The sequence below is a fragment of the Neptuniibacter halophilus genome (genome assembly GCF_030295765.1).
Lineage (GTDB): Bacteria > Pseudomonadota > Gammaproteobacteria > Pseudomonadales > Balneatricaceae > Neptuniibacter > Neptuniibacter halophilus.
Window position 1 is genome coordinate 3173445 of the sequence record NZ_AP027292.1, and the last position, 23799, is coordinate 3197243.

The 23799-nt window shown below is 53.6% G+C and carries 22 protein-coding genes; 14 read left to right on the top strand and 8 right to left on the bottom strand.

The genetic code is table 11. From position 1 onward, the window contains the following. Positions 1 to 82: 82 nt before the first annotated feature. The 3 genes from QUD59_RS14790 to QUD59_RS14800 all read left to right on the top strand — a co-directional run bounded on the left by QUD59_RS14790 (position 83) and on the right by QUD59_RS14800 (position 3157). Entirely contained in the window at positions 83 to 1960 is a 1878-nt protein-coding gene (locus QUD59_RS14790; protein WP_286237913.1) for a DUF294 nucleotidyltransferase-like domain-containing protein, read from the top strand. Between the two features lie 3 nt (positions 1961 to 1963). After that, a complete protein-coding gene (locus tag QUD59_RS14795; RefSeq protein WP_286237914.1) occupies positions 1964 to 2677 on the top strand; it encodes a 3'-5' exonuclease in 714 nt (237 codons plus the stop codon). A gap of 114 nt (positions 2678 to 2791) precedes the next feature. Next, positions 2792 to 3157: a Fis family transcriptional regulator gene (locus tag QUD59_RS14800; protein ID WP_286237915.1), complete on the top strand. Its 366-nt coding sequence runs from the start codon at positions 2792 to 2794 to the stop codon at positions 3155 to 3157. Positions 3158 to 3297: 140 nt separating this feature from the next. On the opposite strand, the gene fdhA is transcribed toward QUD59_RS14800, so the two are convergent. Continuing rightward, positions 3298 to 4497, bottom strand: a complete 1200-nt coding sequence (gene fdhA / locus QUD59_RS14805) for a formaldehyde dehydrogenase, glutathione-independent (protein ID WP_286237916.1) — start codon at positions 4495 to 4497, stop codon at positions 3298 to 3300. Positions 4498 to 5029: 532 nt separating this feature from the next. Between fdhA and gbdR the strand changes: the two genes are divergently transcribed. The 6 genes from gbdR to QUD59_RS14835 all read left to right on the top strand — a co-directional run bounded on the left by gbdR (position 5030) and on the right by QUD59_RS14835 (position 11003). Beyond that, on the top strand, positions 5030 to 6151 hold the full coding sequence (gene gbdR / locus QUD59_RS14810; RefSeq protein WP_286237917.1) for a choline metabolism transcriptional regulator GbdR: 1122 nt from the start codon (positions 5030 to 5032) through the stop codon (positions 6149 to 6151). A gap of 369 nt (positions 6152 to 6520) precedes the next feature. Further along, positions 6521 to 7528, top strand: a complete 1008-nt coding sequence (gene dctP / locus QUD59_RS14815; RefSeq protein ID WP_286237918.1) for a TRAP transporter substrate-binding protein DctP — start codon at positions 6521 to 6523, stop codon at positions 7526 to 7528. A gap of 67 nt (positions 7529 to 7595) precedes the next feature. Continuing rightward, positions 7596 to 8123 (top strand): TRAP transporter small permease, encoded by a 528-nt coding sequence (locus QUD59_RS14820; protein WP_286237919.1) that lies wholly within the window; start codon positions 7596 to 7598, stop codon positions 8121 to 8123. After that, positions 8123 to 9421 (top strand): TRAP transporter large permease, encoded by a 1299-nt coding sequence (locus tag QUD59_RS14825; RefSeq protein ID WP_286237920.1) that lies wholly within the window; start codon positions 8123 to 8125, stop codon positions 9419 to 9421. Before QUD59_RS14820 ends, QUD59_RS14825 begins: the two co-directional genes overlap by 1 nt. Positions 9422 to 10094: 673 nt before the next feature. Beyond that, complete coding sequence (locus QUD59_RS14830; protein WP_286237921.1) at positions 10095 to 10670, top strand: glutathione S-transferase family protein; 576 nt, start codon at positions 10095 to 10097, stop codon at positions 10668 to 10670. Positions 10671 to 10685: 15 nt separating this feature from the next. After that, on the top strand, positions 10686 to 11003 hold the full coding sequence (locus tag QUD59_RS14835) for a hypothetical protein (protein WP_286237923.1): 318 nt from the start codon (positions 10686 to 10688) through the stop codon (positions 11001 to 11003). Positions 11004 to 11014: 11 nt separating this feature from the next. Here QUD59_RS14835 and QUD59_RS14840 read toward each other — a convergent pair whose 3' ends face one another. From QUD59_RS14840 to QUD59_RS14860, 5 genes are read right to left on the bottom strand one after another with little or no spacing between them, the layout of a single operon-like run. Beyond that, entirely contained in the window at positions 11015 to 11239 is a 225-nt protein-coding gene (locus tag QUD59_RS14840; RefSeq protein WP_286237924.1) for a formate dehydrogenase subunit delta, read from the bottom strand. An 11-nt stretch (positions 11240 to 11250) separates the two neighbouring features. After that, positions 11251 to 12120 carry a formate dehydrogenase accessory sulfurtransferase FdhD gene (fdhD, locus tag QUD59_RS14845; protein ID WP_286237925.1) on the bottom strand — a complete coding sequence of 290 codons (870 nt, stop codon included), beginning with the start codon at positions 12118 to 12120 and terminating at the stop codon, positions 11251 to 11253. 14 nt (positions 12121 to 12134) lie between these two features. Then, positions 12135 to 14993 (bottom strand): formate dehydrogenase subunit alpha, encoded by a 2859-nt coding sequence (gene fdhF / locus QUD59_RS14850; RefSeq protein ID WP_286237926.1) that lies wholly within the window; start codon positions 14991 to 14993, stop codon positions 12135 to 12137. A 2-nt stretch (positions 14994 to 14995) separates the two neighbouring features. Continuing rightward, complete coding sequence (locus QUD59_RS14855; RefSeq protein ID WP_286237927.1) at positions 14996 to 16552, bottom strand: formate dehydrogenase beta subunit; 1557 nt, start codon at positions 16550 to 16552, stop codon at positions 14996 to 14998. Next, complete coding sequence (locus QUD59_RS14860) at positions 16549 to 17043, bottom strand: formate dehydrogenase subunit gamma (RefSeq protein ID WP_286237928.1); 495 nt, start codon at positions 17041 to 17043, stop codon at positions 16549 to 16551. Before QUD59_RS14860 ends, QUD59_RS14855 begins: the two co-directional genes overlap by 4 nt. Before the next feature lie 135 nt (positions 17044 to 17178). Here QUD59_RS14860 and QUD59_RS14865 point away from each other — a divergent pair, with 135 nt between their 5' ends. Further along, positions 17179 to 18243, top strand: coding sequence for a substrate-binding domain-containing protein (locus QUD59_RS14865; protein WP_286237929.1), 1065 nt, complete (start codon positions 17179 to 17181; stop codon positions 18241 to 18243). 405 nt (positions 18244 to 18648) lie between these two features. Here the strand turns inward: QUD59_RS14865 and QUD59_RS14870 are convergent, their stop codons facing one another. Next, positions 18649 to 19332 (bottom strand): winged helix-turn-helix transcriptional regulator, encoded by a 684-nt coding sequence (locus QUD59_RS14870; protein WP_286237930.1) that lies wholly within the window; start codon positions 19330 to 19332, stop codon positions 18649 to 18651. A 137-nt stretch (positions 19333 to 19469) separates the two neighbouring features. Between QUD59_RS14870 and QUD59_RS14875 the strand changes: the two genes are divergently transcribed. From QUD59_RS14875 to QUD59_RS14890, 4 genes are all read left to right on the top strand, one after another. Continuing rightward, on the top strand, positions 19470 to 19754 hold the full coding sequence (locus QUD59_RS14875) for a nickel-binding protein (protein WP_286237931.1): 285 nt from the start codon (positions 19470 to 19472) through the stop codon (positions 19752 to 19754). A gap of 159 nt (positions 19755 to 19913) precedes the next feature. Beyond that, on the top strand, positions 19914 to 22070 hold the full coding sequence (locus tag QUD59_RS14880) for a 4Fe-4S binding protein (protein ID WP_286237932.1): 2157 nt from the start codon (positions 19914 to 19916) through the stop codon (positions 22068 to 22070). 140 nt (positions 22071 to 22210) lie between these two features. Then, positions 22211 to 22441, top strand: a complete 231-nt coding sequence (locus QUD59_RS14885; protein WP_286237933.1) for a TA system antitoxin ParD family protein — start codon at positions 22211 to 22213, stop codon at positions 22439 to 22441. Continuing rightward, on the top strand, positions 22416 to 22739 hold the full coding sequence (locus tag QUD59_RS14890; protein ID WP_286237935.1) for a type II toxin-antitoxin system RelE/ParE family toxin: 324 nt from the start codon (positions 22416 to 22418) through the stop codon (positions 22737 to 22739). Before QUD59_RS14885 ends, QUD59_RS14890 begins: the two co-directional genes overlap by 26 nt. 193 nt (positions 22740 to 22932) lie before the next feature. Here the strand turns inward: QUD59_RS14890 and QUD59_RS14895 are convergent, their stop codons facing one another. Then, entirely contained in the window at positions 22933 to 23730 is a 798-nt protein-coding gene (locus QUD59_RS14895; protein ID WP_286237936.1) for a hypothetical protein, read from the bottom strand. Positions 23731 to 23799: the final 69 nt, after the last annotated feature.

A 23799-nucleotide genomic window follows, 5' to 3' on the forward strand; every position in this document is an offset into this window, starting at 1 on the left:
ACATGATTTCACTGCAAAAAATCGTCTTCGGGCGATTTTTTGCTCTCTGCCTTTAGTTGTGTGTGGAGTGCCGAGTTAGCTGATGGAAGCTGAACAGATCGAAATTGCAGGGTTTCTTGCCCAGTACCCGCCGTTTAACGACCTGCCGAAAGAGGCGGTGCAGGAGGTGGCCTGTCAGGTAGAGATCAGTTACTACCGTGCCGGCACAGACATCTTTAAATTTGGTGATGAAATCCACGAACTCTGCGTGATTCGCAGCGGTGCGGTGGAGATCTACCGACGTAACGGCGAGCTCTATAACCGTCTGAGTGAAGGGGATCTGTTCGGTCAGCTCGGTATGCTGATGAACAACCGGGTGCGTCTGCCGGCCCGAACGCTGGAAGACTCCCTTATCTACTTTATTCCGGAAAATGTGTTTACCGAACTCTGTGACCGGTTTGAGAGTTTTGCCTACTTTGTCGAGATGGATGACAACAGCCGTCTCAGCCATGCCGTGTCCAGCCAGAACGCCAGCAATGACCTGATGATCTCTAAAGTCACCGCGTTGTTCAGTCGCGGCCCGGTGGCGCTGGATGAATCGGCGACTATCCGCGAAGCCGCACAGAAGATGACCGAGGAGGGGGTTTCCTCGCTGCTGATCATGCGTCGAAACCCTGAAGATGAGGGGCCAGAGGAGCTGCTGGCGGGGATTATTACCGACCGCGATCTGCGTACCCGTGTGGTAGCAACCGGCATCGATCTGGATACTTCGGTAACAGAAGTCATGACCCGCAACCCGGTAACGCTGGATGATGATGCCTACGCCTTTGAGGCGATGCTGACCATGCTGCGTTATAACCTGCACCATCTGCCGATTCTGGATAACCAGCGGCCGATCGGGGTGCTGGCGACCTCGGATATTGTGCGTTACGAATCCCAGAGCAGTCTGCATCTGGTCAGCACCATTTTGCGTCAGAACAGTGTTGAAGAGCTGGCGATGCTGCAGCCCCAGGTGAATGCCTGCTTTGTCCGGCTGGTGAACGAGGATGCCAATTCGCATATGATCGGCAGTGCCATGTCGGTGATTGGCAGAACCTTTAAGCAGCGCCTGCTGGAGCTGGCCGAGGAGAAGCTGGGCCCGCCGCCGATTCCGTATTGTTTCCTCGCGCTGGGTTCCATGGCGCGGGATGAGCAACTGGTGATTACCGATCAGGATAACGCCCTGATTCTGGATAACCGCTATCAGCCGGAGAAACACGGCGACTATTTTGAAGAGCTGGCAGCCTTTGTCAGCGATGCCCTGAACACCTGTGGTTACAGTTACTGTACCGGTCTGATTATGGCGACCAACCCGCGCTGGCGTAAAACCCGCGATGAGTGGGAGGCCTGCTTTGCCGACTGGATTGATAACCCGGACCCGGAAGCGTTGCTCAACTGCTCAATTTTCTTCGATCTGGATGGGGTCTGGGGCAAAACCGAATGGGCAGATCAACTGAACACCTATATTGTCCGTAAAACCCGGCGTTCACCCTACTTCCTCGCCTGTCTGGCGCGTAACGCCCTCAGCCGGACACCGCCACTGGGCTTCTTTAAAAGCTTTGTGATGGAGCAGGACGGGCAGCACCGTAAGTCGATCAACCTGAAACGTCGTGGCACCGCCCCGACTGCCGATCTGATCCGGGTTCATGCGCTGGCGGTAGGCTCGCGGGCACAGAACTCCTTTGAGCGGCTGGATGATGTGATTAAAGCGGATATTCTGCCCAAGGGGCGTGAAACCGACCTGCGTGATGCGCTGGAGTTTATCTCCATGGTGCGTATCCGTCATCAGGCGCAAGATCTGGAAGCGGGACGCGAACCGGATAACCGGATCGAGCCTGAAGACCTCTCCGACTTTGAACGGCGCAACCTGAAAGAAGCATTTCAGGTGCTGAGTAACAGTCAGCGCTTCCTCAAATTCCGTTACCCCTACACCCGGAAGTGATCGATGAGCGTGAATCTGAGTGATGCAATGGACTGGCAGGCGTTCTTCCGGGATCAGGCGCTGGTCTGTGATGATGACCGCCTGCGGCTGTTCTATGAGACCGGCTGTGTCGCACCGCAAACGCCACTCAGCGAAACGCCTTTTATCGCGCTGGATTTTGAAACCACCGGGCTGGATGCCGATAAAGATGAGATTATCAGCATCGGTGCGGTGCCGTTCGATCTGAATCGAATCCGGGTGCGTGAAGCGCGCCATTGGCTGCTCAAACCCCGGCGTAAACTGACGGAGGAATCGGTCGTCATCCACGGTATTACCCATTCCGCCATTAATGAAGCACCGGATCTGGAATCTGTTCTCGGTTCGCTGCTGGAAGCGATCGCCGGCCGGGTGGTTGTGGTTCATTACCGCTACATCGAACGTGAATTCCTTGATGCGGGCCTGCAGCGCCGACTGGGTGAGGGGATTCGCTTTCCGCTGGTGGATACCATGGAGCTGGAAGCCCTGCTGCATCGCAAAGGGTTCTCGAAATTCTGTAATCGGGTATTGGGTCGAAAACTCACCTCAATTCGCCTTGCCGACAGCCGCAGTCGCTACAGCCTGCCACACTACGCCCAGCACGATGCGCTGGTCGATGCGATCGCCACTGCTGAGCTGTTGCAGGCCCAGATCCGCCACCGTTACCGGCCACACACACCGATCTCCTATCTCTGGCTCTGAGCCCTGAGCTCTATAGGCGCTTGGCGCCTGTTTGCGATAGAATTTTGCCAATTCAATCGCTGCGCTCGCACCCCGCTGCGCGCAGGTGTGAGGCTGGCAGGCTGGAAGGAAATCATGCGAAAAACCGATAAGAAGTTAGAGAGAAGCATCGTCTTAGCGCTCACCGATGCATGCGAAGAGGATCTAAAGGCATATGAGGGATTTCAATGGCTTACGCATCTGGTTAATTTCCATGCGTTTCCGGAAAGCTTAACGGTTATCTGCGTTTTTGATACGCAGGATAATTTGAAAAAAACCATTGGAAATGAAGCTGTAGAGCAATTCAAAGCCGCGATTGAAACCAGACTTTTATCACAGCAGATCAGGGTAAAGGACATTAAAAAGCGTATCCTGTTTGATACCGAAGAAGCATGTGATGCTGAGCATGAGGGTAATTGGAATAAGAGGCTGGAGGGGCTGCAAAGCGCCCGTCATGTCTGAAATTCTGCAACGCTTATCATACGCTTGTTTGAACTTCTGCTTATGAAGCCTGTTTATTTACTTTTATATTTAGCCTCATAGGCAGTGACAGCAAAAAAAGGAGGCAATCGCCTCCTTTCATTTCATTAATCGCTATTCAATCAGGCAGCCACGCTACCGTGCGGGTCGATAACGTATTTCTTCGCGGCGCCGCCGTCGAAGTCAGCGTAGCCATCCGGTGCCTGATCCAGTGAGATCATCTGCACGTTTACGGCTTTGGCGATATCGACTTTATCGAACAGGATCGCCTGCATCAGGGCGCGGTGGTATTTCATTACCGGGCACTGGCCGGTGTGGAAGGAGTGGGATTTCGCCCAGCCCAGACCAAAGCGCATGCTCAGGGCACCCTGTTTAGCGGCATCGTCTACTGCACCCGGATCTTCTGTTACGTACAGACCCGGAATGCCGATCTGACCGCCGGCGCGGGTGATGCTCATGGCAGAGTTGAGTACCGTTGCCGGGGCTTCTTTACCGTGGTTGCAGCCACAGGCGTGGGCTTCAAAGCCTACGCAGTCAACGAAGGCATCAACTTCACGCTCGCCCAGAATCACCTCCAGCTTATCTTCCATATCGCCATCCTGACGCAGGTCGATGGTCTCACAGCCAAAGCTGCGGGCCTGTTCCAGACGCTCTTCGATCATATCGCCGACGATGACGCAGGCGGCACCCAGCAACTGGGCAGAGACCGCAGCCGCCAGACCCACAGGGCCGGCACCGGCGATGTAAACGGTGGAGCCCGGGCCTACGCCTGCGGTAACGCAGCCGTGGAAACCGGTCGGGAAGATATCAGACAGCAGGGTCAGACTCTGGATCTTCTCCATTGCCTGATCGGAATCCGGGAACTTCAGCAGGTTGAAGTCGGCATAAGGCACCATAACGTATTCCGCCTGGCCGCCAACCCAGCCACCCATGTCAACGTAACCGTAAGCGGCACCCGGACGGGCAGGGTTAACATTCAGACAGATACCGGTTTTGCCTTCTTTACAGTTACGGCAGCGGCCGCAGGCGATGTTGAAAGGCACGGAAACAATGTCGCCCGGCTTGAGGAACTCTACATCGTTACCGCATTCGATGATCTGGCCGGTGATTTCGTGGCCCAGTACCAGACCTGACGGGGCGGTGGTTCGGCCGCGCACCATATGCTGGTCGGAACCGCAGATGTTGGTAGTGAGTACACGCAGAATAACGCCGTGATTGCATTTGCGGTTGCCGAGCGCCAGTTCCGGGAAGGCGATTGACTCGACTGCGACCTGGCCTGGTCCTTTATAAACAACACCGCGATTGGCATGGTTGCTACACATGGTAACTACTCCTGTTATTGTTGTTGTCCGGCTACGACAGTAGCGTGCGCAGCCGCAAGTCACTCTAACCTGCACGTTTTTTGTGCGGCTGCCTCAGGCCGCACCAGAATTGATCATCCGCGACATCTCTGGCGCTTTGATGCTGCTGTGGGTGGAACTGGCAGCGGTGATTTCTGGCGGCATAAAAAGGGCCGGTTCTGGTCGTTTTTGCTGCCGGTTCGGATGAGACCAAAAACGTCGTTTTTGTTGCGATAAATCAATTTTTAACGGGTGGGCTGTCGCAAACAGGTATGCCTGAATTCATATGTGTCGTTTTTGTGGTGATCCGGATTTTCCAATTAGCTTATTGTTAGGCTCATGTTAGTGTCGTTAAAAGGCACGGCATTTCAGCAGCTTAGAACTGTGAGGTGGGGTGGTGAACACCGTCCGGTGCACCATCTCAGTAGTAGTCCTACATAATAAAAAATAGCGTTTTTCGGTGAGTGGCATGCAGGTTGCAATGCAGGGAAAAAACGCGATAGAGGGCATCTCAATGCTAAAAGTAGTATCTCAGCCAGCCGCACAGGCAGGCAAAAAAGTAACCCGTGTCGGTTTCCTCCTTCTGGATAATTTCACCATGATGGCCCTGGCTTCTGCCGTGGAGCCTTTACGTATGGCTAATCAGCTCTCGGGTGAAGAGCTGTATAGCTGGCATATGGTGTCGGAAACGGGTGCAGCCGTGAGCGCCAGTGACGGGCTCAGTTTTGCTACAGACTATTCGATTAAAGATGCGGCCGATCTGGATATAGTGATCGTTGCCGGTGGTGTCGATATTACTCGCAGTTACACGCCAAAACAGACCAGTTGGCTCCAGTCTATGGCGCGCCGTGGGGTCACGCTGGGGGGCATCTGCACCGGTGCTTATGTGCTGGCTAGTGCCGGGCTTCTGGATGATCACGATTGCAGTGCGCACTGGGAGTGTATGGCAGCGTTGCAGGAGCGTTATCCGAAAGTACGTTGCAATAACCGTCTGTTTACCATGGATCGTAAGCGCATGACCTCCTCAGGTGGTAACGCACCACTGGATATGTTCCTGCAGATGGTGTCACGCGACCATGGCCCTAAATTGTCGAATGCGGTATCCGATATGTTTATCTGCGACCGTATCCGCAGTGAATTTGATCAGCAGCGTGTTCCACTGCGTCAGTTGCATAATGGTGGCGAGTCTAAACCTAAGCTGGTCGATGCGATTGAGCTGATGGAAAATAATCTGGAGGAGCCGATCTGTCTTGATGAGCTGGCGACCTTTGTGGGGGTCTCCCGCCGTCAGCTTGAGCGGATGTTCCTGAAATATCTGAACTGTTCACCTTCCCGTTACTACCTGCGACTGCGGCTGGATCGCGCGCGCCAGTTACTGAAACAGTCCAGTATGTCGATTGTTGAGATCTCTGCGGCCTGTGGCTTTATATCCACGCCGCATTTCAGCCGCTGCTACCGCAAGCATATCGGTATTACGCCGCGGGATGAGCGTAAGGTGGCCTGGAGCCCGGGGGCAGATCAGTCCCATATCCGCGAGCCGTTGCAGGAAGAGGGCCTGATCTCCAGTATCGCGCGTTCAGCGGCGGCACTGAGCAGTGCAAAAGTAGAGCCAAGCTTTGGGTCGATTGCTGTTTAATTAATTGTTTTTGCACTAAAAAAGCGCATCGTCCGCACAGGTCTGATGCGCTTTTTTTTGGTTTGAAAATCCCACCCAAAAGCTCGGTTTTTTCATTCTCATCTGCACCACTTCAGCGAGTATTTCAGAAACGACACTTGCCCCTACTGTTTGCGAACTCCTGCTATTGGCGGGAAAAGTCGATGGAATTACCGCACAGAAATTAAGTGTAATATAGGCCTGTTTTTGCGCTGCAAAATAGTGTTATTAGCTGGTTGAATTGCGTTTTTGTGGTGTTTAATGCTTTTTTATTGGTTTTTGACCGAGTATTCATAGTTTTGTTACTTATTCACCATCGTCCGATAAAAACAAAATCCTGAGGTGGTAACCATGGCAAAACATAAACTCGGAATGAAATCCCTACTGGCAGGACTGGTCACAGCCTGCGCATTAATGACAGCCCCGCTGCACGCTGAAACCCTGAAAATGGCGACGGACTCCGGTGCCAAAGGTTCGCCTGCTGGCGACACGCTGGAGCGCTGGGCTGAGCTGATTGAGAAGAACTCGGGTGGCGACATCGACGTTAAGGTGTTTTACCAGAATGAGCTGGGCAGCCAGAATGAGGTCTTTGACCTGCACGTGGCAGGTGATGTAGATGTGATGCTGAACTGGCCGATGACCTCTTATGACAAACGTATCGGCGTGATCTACACCCCGTATATGACGTTGTCCTGGGATGAAGCGCTGAAAGCCTACAGCCCGGGCGGCTGGGTCAACAACATGCTGGGTGATATCTACGCGGATATCGGTTTAAAGTTCTTCGGCCCATGGCCAGAAGGTTTTAACGGTGTAGCTACCCGGGGTAAATACGCGACTAACATCGCTGAAGCTGAGGGGCTGAAAGTACGTACCATGACTGTATTCCCGGCTCCGCAGACAATGCAGGCACTGGGCTATCAGACGGCTGCAATCGACTGGGGTGAGGTCTACACCGCACTGCAGACCGGCGTTGTTGATGGTGAAGCGGGCAACGTCATCTACTGGGATTACGAATACTTCCGCGATCAACTGGACTACTACGTGCGCAGCAAGCATTTCTTTATGACTGGCGTTCTGAGTATGAACGCAGAGTCGTTTGAATCCCTCTCCGAAGCGCACCAGAAAGTGGTAGCTGATGCGGCGAAAGAGGTGATGATGCAGCAGTTCAGCGCGGCTAAGGCGCAGGACGAGCATTACGTTAAAGAAGCGGAAAAAGCCGGCATGAAGTATTTCGAGCTGTCTGATGAGCAGATTAAAGAGTTCGCCCGTGCTGCCCGTGAAAAAGTTTGGCCTCTGATGGACGCAGAGGTAGGCACCGAGATTATGGATACCATTCGCGGTAACGCTACACAGCTTTAAAACCGTATGACTGGCGAACGGCGGCTGCTCTCAGGTTGTCGCCGTTCTTTCCTTTAAGGTGTTCAAGATGCGTTTATTACTCTCACTTGATAAAAAATTTGGTTGGTTACTGGATGCCACCGCTCTGATCAGCAGTCTGATGCTGGTGGGGCTGATGCTGTTTCTGGTGGTGGCCCGCTATGTGTTTGGCTGGTCGATTATCGGCCTGCTGGAACTGATCATGGTGTTTGGCATGTGGCTTTATATGGTGGGCGGCCTGATTGCCAGCCGCAAGCGTGAGCATCTGGTTGTTGATTTTGTGCAGAGTAATCTGCAAGACCAGATGATCCGTCGTATCCATCAAAGTTTTCTTTCTCTGATCACGCTGGTGATCACCCTGTTTTTTGTTTATCTCTCTTACCGGATGCTGAAGTGGGGTATGCGGCGCCCGCAGCACACGCCGGGGCTTTCTATCCCGTTATGGGTGCCACAGAGTGCCATTATGTTCGCCAGCGTCGGCTGTGCCCTCTATGCGCTGCGTGACTTTATTCAGAGTGTACTGGGTTACGCCTTCAGTACGTCCGCTGATGCAACATCCGATAAGGAGGGGAACTGATGGAAGGATTAATTGCGGTTGGCATCCTGCTGTTCCTGATGATTGTCGGGGTGCCGGTTGCCTGGTCATTTGCCGGGGTGCTGGCTTATCTGACGTTCGCTTACGACGCGAACTTTAATACCCTGATGTTGCAGGGGTACCGTTCGATCGATTCAGTGATCCTGATTGCGCTGCCCCTGTTTGTGTTAACCGGTTACCTGATGCAGAGCGGGGGGATCGCCCACCGGCTGGTCGATTTTATCGAGGTGCTGGTCGGCAAGCGTAAGGGCGGTATGGGTGCCTCTATGGTGCTTGCTTCCGGTATCTTCGGTGCGATTGCCGGAACGGCAACCGCGGCGGTGGCATCGATCGGTACCATTATGATCGATCCGCTGGAGAAACGTGGCTATCCACGGGGCTACTCATCGGCGCTGTTGGGAATCTCCTCTTTGCTGGGGATTCTGATTCCTCCATCAATCACCATGATCCTGTTCGCGGTAGTCACCCGTCAGTCTGTGGCGGCCTGCTTTGCGGCGTCTATTGGCCCTGCGCTGTTGCTGATTGCCGGTCTGATTCTGGCGAACCGTTTCAGTGTCAGCCGGGTGTTCAGCGAGGCCTCTGCCGGTGCCAAAGACGGGCTGGAAAACCTCCCCGGTAAGGGCCAGGCGACCCTGAAGGCGCTGCCTGCGCTCTCATTACCGGTGGTGATTCTGGGCGGCATTTATGGCGGTATCTGTACACCAACCGAAGCGGCAGCGATCGCAGCATTTGTGGCGATTGTGATCGGCTTTTTTGTTTATCGTGATTTGACCATTAAGCGCCTTAGCAGCAGTGTCATTGCGGCAGCAGAAACCACCGGCACGGTGATTCTTATTTTGCTGTTCAGCTTTATGATCGGGCGTATTCTGGCCTCTGAGCGAATTCCCCAGGAGCTGACCGAGACGATCACGGCGCTGGTGAAAGACCCGTTGATGATTCTGATTGCGGTGAACCTGTTCCTGATTGTCACCGGGATGATCATGGACGATGTGTCGGTCACGGTGGTGGTGGCTCCGCTGTTTATGCCACTGATGGTCGCCAGCGGGGTAGACCCGATCCACTACGCGTCGATTGTTGCCTGTTCGGTGGTGATTGGTGCTAACAGTCCACCGGTTGCGCCGATCCTCTATATGGCCTGCCGGATTGGCAAGGTGGGTATTCATCATGCGGTGATGCCGGCGATCTATCTGATTCTGTTTGTCGGCCTGCCGGTGATGGCGCTGACCAGTTTCGTGCCGGAGATTTCGCTGTTCCTGCCACGATTATTCGGTTTGATCTGATTGCTTTTATACAGCAAAGCGGGGCCTTCATGGCCCCTTTTTGATATCTGATCTCAATCTGCTTTCGCCCTGAGGCGAGTTAAGACTTTTGTTCGGCCAAAAGTCTTAACAATCTAAAGGCCGCCCCGCATCTTGTCCTGCTGCGCAGGATTCCCTGCGTGTTTCGCTTAAAAAGGGGGCTGCGGAACTCGGCCTGACAGCGGCCTCAGACAGTCCTCGCCCTTGATCCTTTTTTAGCTCCAATACTCGGCTACGCTGAGGGGGTAAAGGTTCGTGCCACTCGAACTGATGTCGATGTAACTACCTGTTATGTCCTGGAATTAAATTATCAAATGACAGATTTTGGTGCTCAAATATAAGACGTTACCGTTCTTCGTTTTTTAGTCGCCTAAGTGTAAGTTTCTGTCGTGTTCGCAACATCAGTCATATGCGCAAAGCACGAGAATAACGGTGTGTCCTGTGCTCATGGTGTGCAAGCTTAAGGTGTCAGGATATGGTAGCGACTAGGCGTTACCGCTGATCTTCTGTTACAGGGATCAGGTCGGGGTGTTACAGGTATGCGCGTTCCTGTAACACCCCGGCAACTTCTTTTTCCCGTTCTCTGCCCATACTCACTGCGGCAAATTTCCGATACTCTAAGCTCAGTTTTTCTAATCCACGGTTGGAGCTGACCATGTCGATCACTGTTTACGGTTCATACCCTTCGCCTTTTGTGCGTCGTGTGCGTATGACGCTGGAAGGAATTGAACACCACTTTGAGCCGGTTGATGTCTATAACGATCAGGGGCGGGCGGAGTACGCCAGAATCACGCCGATCCGCAAACTGCCGGTACTGGTTGAGGATGACCAGACGATCTTTGATTCGCATGTGATCTGTGAATATCTCCGGCAGAAAAAGGACCTGCCGCCGCTGAGTCTGGATCAGCATAACCTGATCAGTGCGATTGATGCGGTGACCGATTCGCTGATTGTGCTGTTTATGGCAACCCGTTCTGGTCTGGAGCCGAGCGCCGGGCAGTTGATGTTTAAACTCCAGTTGGAGCGGATTCCCGACAGTCTGAACTGGCTGAATCAGCAGGCAGAGCAGGGGGCTTTCGCTGACTGGGATATGCCGGTGATCGCCCTGATCGCGACGCTGGACTGGGTTGAGTTCCGGTCACTCTATGATTTCAGCCCCTATCCGGCGCTGCTAGCTGCACGTGAGCAGTTCCGTGATCGCCCGGTAGTATCTGAAACTTACCCGAAGTAACCGGGCGCTGATCTGATGTTGGATGTCAGGGTCTGTCCTTCCTGCCTGACTCGTCGTGCTAATGGCTTCAGCCGGGTCTCAGAGAAGATCTGGCAAGCCTGTCTGGCATACCTGCCGGTGAACTATCCGGATGCCCTGATTGAGCAGGATGACTTTATTGAGGTCTATCTCAGTGCGCAGTGCCGTCAGTTGCTGATGAGCAGCGAGGAGGGGTTTAACGTTGAGGATGGCTTGCTGCAGGAGGTGATCCGGCAGGGGTTTGTCAGTTATCGTATGAGCGATCCGAAACAGCGTGATGCGCCCACCGGCCAGTGTCGGGGGCGCCTTGAATGACTGCAGCGTGATTACTTCAGTAACAGTACGGCAGACTGAGCTTCCGGGCTCAGTTCGTTGCCTTCGGTGGTTTCCTCCAGGTAGCTGCGGATCTGCTGCTTCATGGAGCGGGCCCAGAACTTCTGCATATGGCCGGCGATAATCTTCGCGACTTCATCGTCAGAACCCACATGGGCATTGTTGGCGGCAATCTGGTTCGCCATTTTAATCAGGCTGGCCAATTGATGGTTTGCCATAACAGTTCCTCTTACTCTGAAAGGTCAGCGTCGGGCTGACTTGCATGATAAACAACGTGGCGGCCGCTGCGGGCGAAACCGATCAGGTTGAGACCGGACTCTTCCGCCATATCGATCGCCAACTGGCTGGCGGCGGAAACCGCAACCAGCGTTGAAACACCGCAACTGCTGGATTTATGAACCATCTCATAGCTGGCGCGGCTGGAAACCAGCACAAAGCCATCACTCAGGTCCTGATCGCTGAGGCAGAGGGTGCCCAGCAGTTTATCCAGTGCGTTATGCCGGCCGATATCTTCGCGCACTAACTGAATATTACCGTCCCGGTCACACCAGGCGGCGCCGTGACAGGCGCCGGTCAGTTGTTGCAGTGGTTGGTGATCAGCCAGAGAAGCGACCGCTTTTTCGATGCTTTGTGCTGCCACCAGTGGGGTCGGTTTAACCGCTGCCAGGGGGCGAATCGCCTGATGCAGGGATTCGGCGCCGCAAAGGCCACAACCGGTACGGCCGGTGAGATTGCGGCGGCGCTCCTTCAGCGCCATTGCCCGCTGGCTGGTGATCGAAATATGGATCTCAACACCCTGATGTACCCGGCCCGGGTCGGCGACCAGCTCCAGCTCATAGATCTCATCCGCTTTCTGAATGATCCCTTCACTGAGGCTGAAACCGATGGCAAAGGCTTCCAGATCGCTGGGGCTGGCCATCATCACCGCATGGGAGATGCCATTGTAGACCATTGCCACCGGTACTTCGGCGGCAATCTGATCCAGCGTACTGATCTGGTTGCCCTGATAGCGACGTTCAACCCGGGTCTGGGCATGGCAATGCTCCAGACCCAGATTCAGTTCGTCACTGCTGCTTTTTTCCATGGAAATCAGTGCCATTTTAGCCTCCTGAATTACGCGGGTGCTTTGTCCCGGGCTTGTTTCAGCAGGCCCAGTTGCTGCTCCTTGAATGCGTTGTAGCGTTGTTGCCACTCAGAAGGCGCATTCACTTTCACGGCCTGTACCGCGGTTACCTTGTACTCAGGGCAGTTGGTTGCCCAGTCTGAGTTATCGGTGGTGACCACATTGGCACCGCTGGCCGGATGATGGAAGGTAGTATAAACCACCCCCGGCTGCATCCGGTCGGAGATCCGTGCCCGCATGACGGTTTCACCGGCGCGGCTGGCGATGCCAACCCAGTCGCCGTCAACGATACCGCGATCTTCCGCATCCTGTGGGTGCAATTCCAGTACATCTTCGTCATGCCAGACCTGATTGTCGGTACGGCGTGTCTGAGCACCTACGTTGTATTGCGACAGGATTCGGCCGGTCGTCAGCAGCAGTGGGTACTTGCGGGTGGAGCGTTCTTCGGTGGCCACGTACTCCGTGATCGCAAAGTGACCTTTGCCAATCGGGAAACTTTCCAGATGCATGGTCGGCGTGCCTTCCGGTGCCAGGTCATTACATGGCCACTGGATGCTGCCGAGCTCGTCCAGACGGTCGTAGCTGACTCCGCTGAAGGTAGGCGTCAGGCTGGCGATCTCATCCATGATTTCGGATGGGTGCTGGTAGTTCATTTCATAGCCCAGTGCATTGGAGAGCGCCACAGTAACCTCCCAGTCCTGCAGGCCGGCCAGTGGTGGCATCACTTTGCGAACCCGGTTGATACGGCGTTCGGCATTGGTGAAGGTGCCATCTTTCTCAAGGAAGGAGGAACCCGGCAGGAAGACATGGGCAAACTTCGCGGTTTCGTTGAGGAAGATATCCTGTACTACCAGACATTCCAGTGAGCGCAGAGCGGCTTCCACATGGTTGGTGTTCGGGTCAGACTGAGCGATATCTTCGCCCTGACAGTACATGCCCTTGTAGGTGCCATCGAGTGCGGCATCAAACATGTTCGGGATACGCAGGCCCGGCTCGTTATCCAGTTTTACACCCCAGACGGATTCAAAGCGTGCCCGCACTGCATCGTCAGAGACATGCTGGTAGCCCGGCAGTTCGTGCGGGAAGGAACCCATGTCGCAGGAGCCCTGCACGTTGTTCTGACCACGCAGCGGGTTAACACCTACGCCTTCACGACCGATGTTTCCTGTGGCCAGCGCCAGATTGGCGATACCCATGACCATGCTGGAGCCCTGACTGTGTTCGGTGACGCCCAGACCGTAGTAGATCGCCGCGTTTTTCGCACGGGCATAGATCCGCGCAGCGCTGCGCAGTTCGGCTGCCGGGATACCGGTGATCTCTTCGGTGCTTTCAGGAGAGTGGCGCTCTTCTGAGATGAAGGTGCGCCATGCCTGATAGGCCTGCTCTTCGCAGCGATCAGCGATAAAGGCCTGATCTTCCAGCCCTTCGGTAATGACCACGTGGGCCATCGCATTGATAAAGGCGACGTTGCTGCCCGGACGCAGTTTAAGGTGGTGCTGGGTTTCTACATGAGGGCTTTTTACCAGATCGATACGCCGTGGATCAGCAACGATCAGGCTGGCACCCTGACGCAGACGTTTTTTCAGCAATGAGCCGAATACCGGATGGGCATCGGTCGGGTTAGCGCCGATTACCATAATCGCATGGGCCTGCATCACCGAATCGAAAGTCTGGGTACCTGCTGACTCACCCAGCGTGGTCTTCAGGCCATAACCGGTGGGTGAGTGGCAGACCCGGGCACAGGTATCGGTATTGTTGTTACCGAACGCGGCACGGATCAGTTTCTGCACCAGATAGGTCTCTTCGTTGGTACAGCGGGAGGAGGTGATACCCCCCACACTTTCGCGGCCGTATCTTTCCTGAATACCCTTCAGTTTTGAGGCGGCGAAACTCAGTGCTTCCTCCCAGGAGACCTCCTGCCATGGCTGATCGATGGAGTCACGGATCATCGGCTGAGTGATGCGGTCAGTATGGGTGGCGTAGCCAAAGGCAAAGCGGCCCTTAACACACGAGTGGCCATGGTTAGCCTGACCATCTTTATACGGCACCATGCGAACCACTTCGCTGCCTTTCATCTCGGCCTTGAACTGGCAGCCAACGCCGCAGTAGGCGCAGGTGGTCACGACGGAGTGTTCTGGCTGACCTTTGTCGATAACGCTTTTCTCCATCAGGGTCGCGGTCGGGCAGGCCTGTACGCAGGCGCCACAGGAGACACATTCGGAGTCGAGGAAATCTTCTTTCTGACCCGGCGATACCGTGGATTTGAAACCCCGGTTATCGATGGTCAGGGCAAAGGTGCCCTGAACCTCTTCACAGGCACGAACACAACGGGAGCAGACGATACATTTGCTCGGATCGAAGGTGAAGTAAGGGTTGGACTCATCCTTCTCGGCGTGGAGGTGGTTGTTGCCCTCAAAGCCGTAACGCACTTCACGCAGACCAACCGCACCGGCCACATCCTGCAGTTCGCAGTTGCCGTTGGCGGGGCAGGTGAGGCAATCCAGTGGGTGATCGGAGATATACAGCTCCATGATATTGCGGCGCAGGCGGGCCAGCTTGTCATTTTGCGTGGTAACCTGCATCCCCTCTTCAACCGGGGTGGTGCAGGAAGCCGGCGTTCCGCGACGGCCGCTGATCTCTACCGCACAGATCCGGCAGGAACCAAAGGCTTCCAGATTATCTGAGGCGCAGAGCTTGGGAATATTGATGTCTGCTTCGGCTGCGGCACGCAGCACCGAGGTACCTTCCGGTACGGTAACTGAAACGCCGTCGATCTCCAGAGTGATCAGGTTTTCTGACAACTGGGCCGGGGTGCCGTAATCTTTGTTCGGATCGAAATACTGCAGCATGATCAGGCTCCTTGCTCAGTCTTAGGTTGGAAATCTTCCGGGAAGTGCTTAACCGCGCTGTTCACCGGGAACGGGGTCATGCCGCCCATGGCGCAGAGTGAGCCGTCGATCATGGTGTCGCACAGATCGCTGAGCAGTTCTAGATTGGCTTCACGGTTTTCGTTGTTGCGGATACGGTCGATCACCTCGACACCACGGGTAGAGCCGATTCGGCATGGGGTGCATTTACCGCAGGATTCTTCAACGCAGAACTCCATGGAAAAACGTGCCTGTTCCGACATGTCTACGCTTTCATCGAAAGCCACTACGCCACCGTGGCCGAGTACCGCACCGATGGCGGCAAAAGCTTCGTAATCCAGCGGGGTATCCCACTGGCTTTCCGGCATATAAGCGCCCAGCGGGCCACCGACCTGTACTGCACGCATCGGCCGGCCGCTGAAGGTGCCGTCGCCGAAATCTTCCAGCAGCTCGCGAAGGGTAAGGCCAAACGCCAGCTCAATCAGGCCACCGCGTTTAATATTGCCAGCCAGTTGGAACGGCAGAGTACCCAGCGAGCGGCCCATGCCGTAGTCAGCATAGGCCTGACCGCCCTGAGAGAGAATAAACGGAATCGCCGCCAGAGAGAGGACGTTATTGACTACTGTTGGCTGGCCAAACAGGCCGACAATTGCGGGCAGGGGAGGCTTCGCCCGTACCAGTCCGCGCTTGCCCTCAAGGCTTTCCAGCAGGGAGGTTTCCTCGCCACAGATGTAGGCTTTGGCGCCGAGGCGTACTTCCAGATGGAAACGTTGACCGCTGCCGAGAATATTATCGCCGAGGAATCCGGCTGCTTCGGCTTTTTCGATCGCCTCGTTGAGAATCTGGTGTGCCACCGGATATTCCGAGCGCAGGTAGATGTAACCCTGAGTTGCGCCGACCGCCAGACCGGCGATGGTCATCCCCTCAATCAGCATATACGGGTCGGCTTCCATTACCATGCGGTCGGCAAAGGTGCCGGAGTCGCCTTCGTCGGCGTTGCAGACGATATATTTCTGATCCTGTCCGGACACCGCATCAAGCACGGTCTGCCACTTAATACCGGTTGGGAAGGCGGCACCACCGCGACCACGCAGGCCGGAGCTTTTGACCTCATCGACAATGGCCTGAGGATCCATCTGCAGCGCTTTTTTCAGGCCGTTGAAGCCATCCAGTGACTGGTAGTCTGCAAGGGACACCGGATCGGTGATCCCGGCACGAGCGAAGGTCAGGCGCTGCTGTTTCTTCAGATAAGGGATCGCTTCGGTCAGACCCTGACATAGCGGATGATCGGTTGAGCCCTGCAGAAAGCCGGAATTGAACAGGCTGTCGATATCGGTGCGCTCAACCGGGCCATAAGCGATACGCCCGTTCGCGGTTTCCACCTCGATCATCGGTTCCAGCCAGAACAGGCCGCGTGAACCGTTACGCACGATCTCTACGGGCTCGCCGCGCTGTTCTGCTTCGGCGGCGATCTCTGCGGCAATCTGGTTGGCGCCCATCGCCAGTGCTGTTGTATCGCGGGGGATATAGATCTTGCTCATGACAGCACCTCCAGCTTCTGGGTCTGCAATTCGCTGACCAGTTGATCAAACTTATCGGCGGTGACCCGGCCGACGATCTCGTCATTCACTCTGACCGAAGGCGCGCAGGCACAGTTGCCGAGGCAGTAAACCGGTTCCAGTGTCAGAGTGCGGTCTCCAGTGGTCTGGTGATAATCGATCCCCAGACTGGATTTTGCATGAGCCTCTAACTGGCGTGCGCCCATCGCCTGACAGGCTTCGGCACGGCATATCTCGACCTGATGCTTGCCCGGCGGGGTGGTGCGGAACTGATGGTAAAAGCTGATCACACCGTGAATTTCAGCACGGGACTGGTTCAGGGCTTCGGCGATGCTGCCGACAGACTCCGGCGGAATGTAGCCGAGGCGCTCCTGAATGGCATGAAGGATCGGTAGCAATGCACCGGGCTTATGCTTCAGTTCAGAAATTACTTCGGATACTTGCTGCTGCAAAGGCTCATGGAAGACGGTCATGTTTATTCTCACTTTAAATATGAACTTTCGTGCATATTTGGTGGCTCTGGTAGCCAAAAGCGCGCTACCTGTACTTTTATTATGGATTTAAAGTAGCATTTAGTGTCTTTTTTAAAAATATGAAATGTCGTGCATATGAAAAGGGTTCAGGTCGTTCCAACATGGTCGTTCCGTGATTCAGAGGGTAACCGTCTGAATCCTCAGCTATTTTCGCTGCTGGGGGCGATCCATGAATACGGAAAACTCACCGAGGCAACGTCGCAAACAGGCATTTCCTACCGTCATGGCTGGAATCTGCTGAATACTTGGGCCGCTTTTTTCGGCTTGCCGCTGGTTGAGATGCAAAAGGGCAAGGGAGCACGGCTGACCGCACTGGGCGAGAAACTGCTCTGGGCGGAACAGCGTGTTGTTGCACGTCTGGAACCGCAATTGGAAAGCCTGGCTTCGGAGCTGAATCTTGAGATTCATCGGGCGCTGGAAGGGGTTAATCCTTTGTTGCGCTTACACGCCAGTCACGGTTATGCGGTGGCGCTGTTACCGGATTTCACCGATGAAATACAGCTTGATCTGCAATACAAAAGTGCTGAAGAGGCGCTGGCCTCGCTGAGCCGCGGCGCCTGTGATGTGGCGGGCTTTCACCTGCCGATGGAGGGGATGAGCGAATCCCTGCATGAAACCTACAGCCGCTACCTCAAACCCCGGGTACATCGGGTGATTAAATTTATTACCCGGCGGCAGGGGCTGATGGTAAAGCCGGACAACCCGAAAGGCATTGAAGGGTTGCAGGATCTGATCCGACCCGAGATTAAGTTCATTAACCGGCAGAAAGACTCCGGTACGCGGGCGCTGCTCGATCACCTGCTGAAGCGCAATAAAGTCAGCCCGTCCAAGATCAGCGGCTATAACGATGAAGAGTTTACCCACTCTGCGGTTGCTGCTTTTGTTGCCGCCGGCATGGCCGATGTGGGCATGGGCGTTGAAGCCGCCGCACGGCAGTTTGGTCTTCATTTTATACCGTTATCTTGTGAGCGGTATCTGTTGGTTTGCCACAACAAAACCCTTAAACAGGAGTCGGTGGTGCGGTTGCTCACGGCAATCCGGCAGCCTGAGTTCCATGAAGCAGTCCTGCGTTTACCGGGCTATACACCGGATGATTGCGGCAGTGTGGTGGGGTTAAGTGAGGTCTTTTCGCAGGGATAGCACCGTGGTTTGATTGACGGTGCAATACGCTGCGCTATTGCACCCTACGGTGATCCCGAGCTCGAAGGCATGCAGGTTGGGTTAGCGTAGCGTAACCCGACAAAAAGTTGGTGTGGAAAGAGGTTTGGTGCAATACGCTGTGCTATTGCACCCTACGGTAAATGCCAGTTTGGCAGGTATGTAGGTTGGGTTAGCGCAGCGTAACCCGACGAAAAGGTTGGTGTGGAAAGGGATTGGGTGCAATACGCTGCGCTATTGCACCCTACGGTGATCCCTAGCTCGAAGGCATGCAGGTTAGCGTAGCGTAACCCGACAAAAAGGTGGGTGTGGAAAGGGATTGGGTGCAATATGCCACGCTATTGCACCCTACATTACTGCCATATCAGGTGGGGCTGGTTTACGTTGTTAAATCTCACTGGCCGCGGGGATTTCAGCGAAGACGCTGTTATCCATCCAGTCGGTGACGTTGCTGGTCAGCTCCCGGGGGCCAATGATCTGTAGCTTCTGTTCGCGGATGGCAGCTTTATAGCTGAGATCGCCCATCCAGATTTCGATCATGGTTCTGAGATCGGTGTTGAACCAGATATCCACCTCGCGGCCCGGATCCAGCGTGCACATATCCAGTTGTTTCTCTTCGACCACAATCCACCACTTACTCAGTTGTTCCAGATCGCTGAAGTTAAAGCAGATTGTGGTGGTACCGCCGGGGAGTTTATCGGCATTGATGCTACGTTCGAGATAGAGCATCAACAGTTCCACATCCAGTTCCGCATCGGAGATCTGGCCCCGGGTACAGCGCATTCCCCACTCGCCGATCTGCTGGATGATGGGCGCCAGTTCTTTACCTCGCTGGGTGAGGAAGTATTCGTAGCCGCGCTGGCCGGGTATTTTTTTGCGGATAATCAGCCCGTGCTCGCAGAGTTCACTCAGGCGTTTGCTGAGCATGGTCGGGGAAATAGTCGCCATGCCGCGCTGAAAATCGTTAAACCGCCTGCCGCCCATGATCAGCTCTCTGATAATCAGCAGAGTCCACTTTTCACCCAGAATTTCCGCCGCTTTGGCCACCGGGCAGAATTGTAAATATTGCATATAACACTCTGTATTTTCTTGGTTTTTATTCTTACTACAGATTCTGTAGTGAGCTGCTACGGATTAGGAATAAACCCTGCCGCAGGCTTCGTACTAGCATCGGGGCCTCAAACAAAAATAAGAGGGAGTAAACCACTATGCCTAAATTCATCATTGAGCGTGACATCCCGGAAATCGGCTCTGCAGATCAGGCGGCTTTAAGTGCCGCGGCTGAGAAGTCCAATTCTGTGCTGTCGGCGATGCAGGCAGAGCAGAAGGCTATTGAGTGGCAGCACAGCTATGTGGCAGGGGATAAAACCTACTGCGTTTATGAGTGTGCTTCTGAGGATCTGATTCATGAACATGCCCGACGCAGCGGGTTTCCCGCCAGCACGGTAACTGAGGTCAGAAATCAGATTGATCCTTCCACCGCAGATCGCTGATTCAGCCAAAGCCGGTTTGTGACCCAGACTCACATTAGCACCGGTAACAAGGGCCTTAATACTGTACTTAAGGCCCCTGTATTTAGAACTTTCATATAGTTATGGCGGAGTGGAAACCGCTCTAGCATAGAAAATTAAGCCAGCGTCGATCTCATGGTTATGTGCTATCTGAATTCCTTTCTGTTGCGTCTTTACGCTTTCCTGCTTCTGTTGATGGCTTCTATCCTGATTCTGTTGATGAGTCCTCTCTCGCTTCAGGCGGGAGTCATGGATAAAGCGATGATGGAAAAGGCTTTTCCCTCGCCCTACATTGTGGGTGACAAAGACAGCGTTCTGCCGATCTGGCCGCTTTATCAGCAGATTTCTACCGACACACCGCTGGTGGGCTATGCCTTTGAGTCAATCGATATGGCGGCCGTACCGGGTTTTGCGGGTGTTCCATATAACCTGTTGGTGGCGATCGATCCGGACGGGGTGTTTCTGGATGTGAAGGTGCTCTCTCATCATGAGCCGGTGTTTCTTGAAGGGCTGGGTGAGAAGCCGCTGGTAGATTTTGCCAGACAGTATCAGGGCATCTCGTTGATGCAGAATATCAAGATTGATGCGAATCCCTCGGCTGCGGCACGTGCCAATACCGCAAATGCTTATATAGACGGCGTGACCAAGGCGACCGCCTCGGTGCGTATCTTCAATCAGTCTGTGCTGTCGTCGGCGCTGGTTGTGGCGCGTGAAAAGCTGGGTTTTGCCAAGGGGCGGGATCCGGAACTGATCGCCCGGCTTAACCGAGATCTTTACAAACCGATGGCGTGGCAGACACTGCTGGATGAAGGGCTGATCAGACGTTTCCGCTTCGCTAACCAGGATGTGGAGAAGCTGTTTATCGACACCATTGGTGAAGGTCAGGATGAGGTGGCGCTGGAGGCGCCGGATGAGACTTTTATCGAGCTTTATGTGGCTAATCTGGCGTTGCCGGCGGTCGGACGTAATCTCCTTACCGAGAGGGCATGGCAGTATTTGCGCGAAAATATCGGCGCAAATGATCAGGTTCTGCTGGTGATTGGTAACGGGCGTTACTCTTTTGTCGGTGAGGATTTTGTTCGTGGCAAAGTACCTGAGCGGATCAGTCTGCAGCAGGCGGGGCTGCCTATTGAGATGCGTGACTTTGATCTGAGTGATCGTCTGGATCTGTTCGATCTGGCGTATCAGATTAAGCTACCGGAGGCGCTTGAAGACTATGAGTGGAAGGCGTTTCATGTGATCGCGCAGGCGGGACTGGATCCGGCTTTTCCTTACGAATATCAGTTGCATGTCACCCGGCAGAAGGGCTGGCTTTATCCGGATAGTGTCAGCAAAACGCTGGATTTTGAAACCCGGTTACCGGATGAGTATTACATTGCCGCTGAAACCGATAACAAAACCTGGCACAGCCTCTGGTCGGGCCGTACTGCAGATATCGTGGTTCTGCTGGGTGGATTACTGCTGCTGACGCTGGTGCTGATCCGCCAGCCGCTGCTGACCCGTGGCAAACAGCATCTGAGCTGGTTTCGCCCGGTGTATCTGGTTTTCACGCTGGTATTTATCGGCTGGTACGCTCAGGGGCAGCTTTCAATCGTCAATATCACCGGCATTTTGCAGGCATGGCTGGCGGATCGCAGTCTGGAGTTTTTCCTCTACGATCCGATGACCGTGATTCTCTGGGCGTATATCGGTGTGACGTTCTTTATCTGGGGACGCGGCACCTTCTGCGGCTGGTTGTGCCCGTTCGGCGCTTTGCAGGAGTTGATCGGTAAGCTGCTGGCATTTCTTAAACTGCCGCAACTGAAGGTATCCGACAAACTCGATGCCCGCCTTAAATGGATCAAGTATGTTGTTCTGTTCGGCATTCTGCTGACGGCCGTGCTCTCAGTGCCTCTGACCGGATCGGTGGTGGAGATTGAGCCGTTCAAAACCAGTATCACACTGATCTTTGACCGATCATGGCCCTTTGTCCTCTGGGCGGTGACGCTGCTGGTACTGAGCCTGTTTGTCTATAAAGGCTACTGCCGGTATATCTGTCCGCTGGGTGCGGCAATGGCTATCTTCGGAAAACTGCGCATCGTTAACTGGCTGCCCCGTCGGCAGGAGTGTGGCTCTCCCTGTCAGTTGTGTAACAAACGCTGCGAGTATCAGTCTATCGAGCCAGACGGCAAAATTGATTACGACGAATGCTTCCAGTGTCTGGATTGTGTGGTGATCTACGAAGACAGCCAGCAATGCGTTCCCTTGATTGTTGAGCAGCGCGGCGGACGCAAGCTGAAGGTGAAGAATGTGGCTTAGAAGGATGTGATGTTTTGTTGCTATATGCGACAAATTGTTGCATTCTTCGTTCTGGTAAGTGCTAAGTTGCAGAGAGGTGTTATCTATAATCTCTGCTGAAACACGCGCAATAAACGAGTGGCAGAATGGAGTATGTGCTGATGGCTACAAGTGTCCGTTTAGACGATGCGTTCGTAGAAGACGTAAAAATTTACTCTGAAGTCTCAAGCCGGTCGGTGCCAAAGCAAATTGAACACTGGGCAAAAATTGGCAAGATCGCTGAAGAAAACCCCGAGCTATCCTATGCGTTCATAAAAGATGCGTTGCTGGCTCGTGAAGAGATGACTGCGGGTAAGGTGACCAGATATGTCAGGAGATCATCAAAGGATTGAGGTTTATGAATCCAGGCTCTTCAAAAGGGTCATGGACTCATTGGATGAAAAAACGCTTACAAGGGTGGAAGATGAGATCGAGAAAATCATCGAAAACCCGGAAATCGGCATCCGGAAAAAAGCTGATCTGAAGTTTCTCTGGGTTCACAAATTCAAAATAGATGGGCGGGAGATGCTGCTCGGTTACCACTGGAACGAGGGGCGTCTGGAGCTTTATCTGCTTAATATCGGCCCACATGAGAATTTTTACCGGGATGCGAAGAAGCGACGGAAATCGGATTTAAAGCTGCTAAGATGATCCGCAACCTTCTGGTATTCAGAGCCCGCCATTGTGCGGGTTTTTTATGACTGGTGGGGGAAAGTAAAACGGCTGCACAGAGCAGCCGTTTAGTCGGATCGAGCTTAGTCTTTTTGACAGTGTCTGAATTGCACTAGCTTTACTGTGAGCACTATTTGTGAATTACTTACCAAGTACTTTATGAAAATAGTGACTATGCTTCCTCCGTCACTGTAGGTGAAGTCTGATCTTGGCTTTCCCTGATCATTTGTAACAGGCTGCTCATGAAGGGAAGAACATCTTCATCAATGGTTTTATCGATGGAAAGTATCAGGTCTTCCTCTAGTGATAGAGCAGGTTGCCAAAGCCCAACGATCTTAGTCTTAGCCCAGTTTGTAATGCTGCATAGCCTTAATACTCTTAGAATGTCTTTCGAAAGGGTATCAAGCATTTCTGCCTTGGTGTCCCCCAGCTTTTTTTCGAGTGCATCGGAGACAATCTGCTGGTTATCTGATTCAAGACTCGTGTTTTCCATAACTGTTTCTAGATGAGATTCCATCAGCTCGAAAGTTTTATCCCAATTAGCTCTGCTACTGATTTCATACGCCAGCATGGGTTCAACTTTAGCTAGATCCTCAATTGCAGTTGAATACAGTATTTTGTAGTTGCTGTTTATCACTCCATCAACAATTTTTGTACCGAGTCCGCTTAGTAATACCTCCCATTCAGAATTGTAGCTTTCTTCTACGGCTTTTCGAAAGCCAGGTAATTTCAGCTCTATTCTTTCGGTAAGAATTCTAGGTATATCCAGAGCTTGGAATTGAGTTGCTCTTTGTGCCGCCCATCTGCATTCGAGTAAACTAAATAGTACTCTGTTTAATGCTTCCTTACGTTGGTAATCACGCTTAGCAAAGAGGGTATATCTGGCAAGAATGAACGTTGCAAACAAACTTACTGTTGTTGTGACAATAGCGCTGAATTCAATCGGAGCTTCAAAGTTAATTTCCAACATAGTAATCCTTTACCGAAGGGAGCATCGTTACTTACATTTTTAGGAGGGTATTTATTATGATGGTATCCT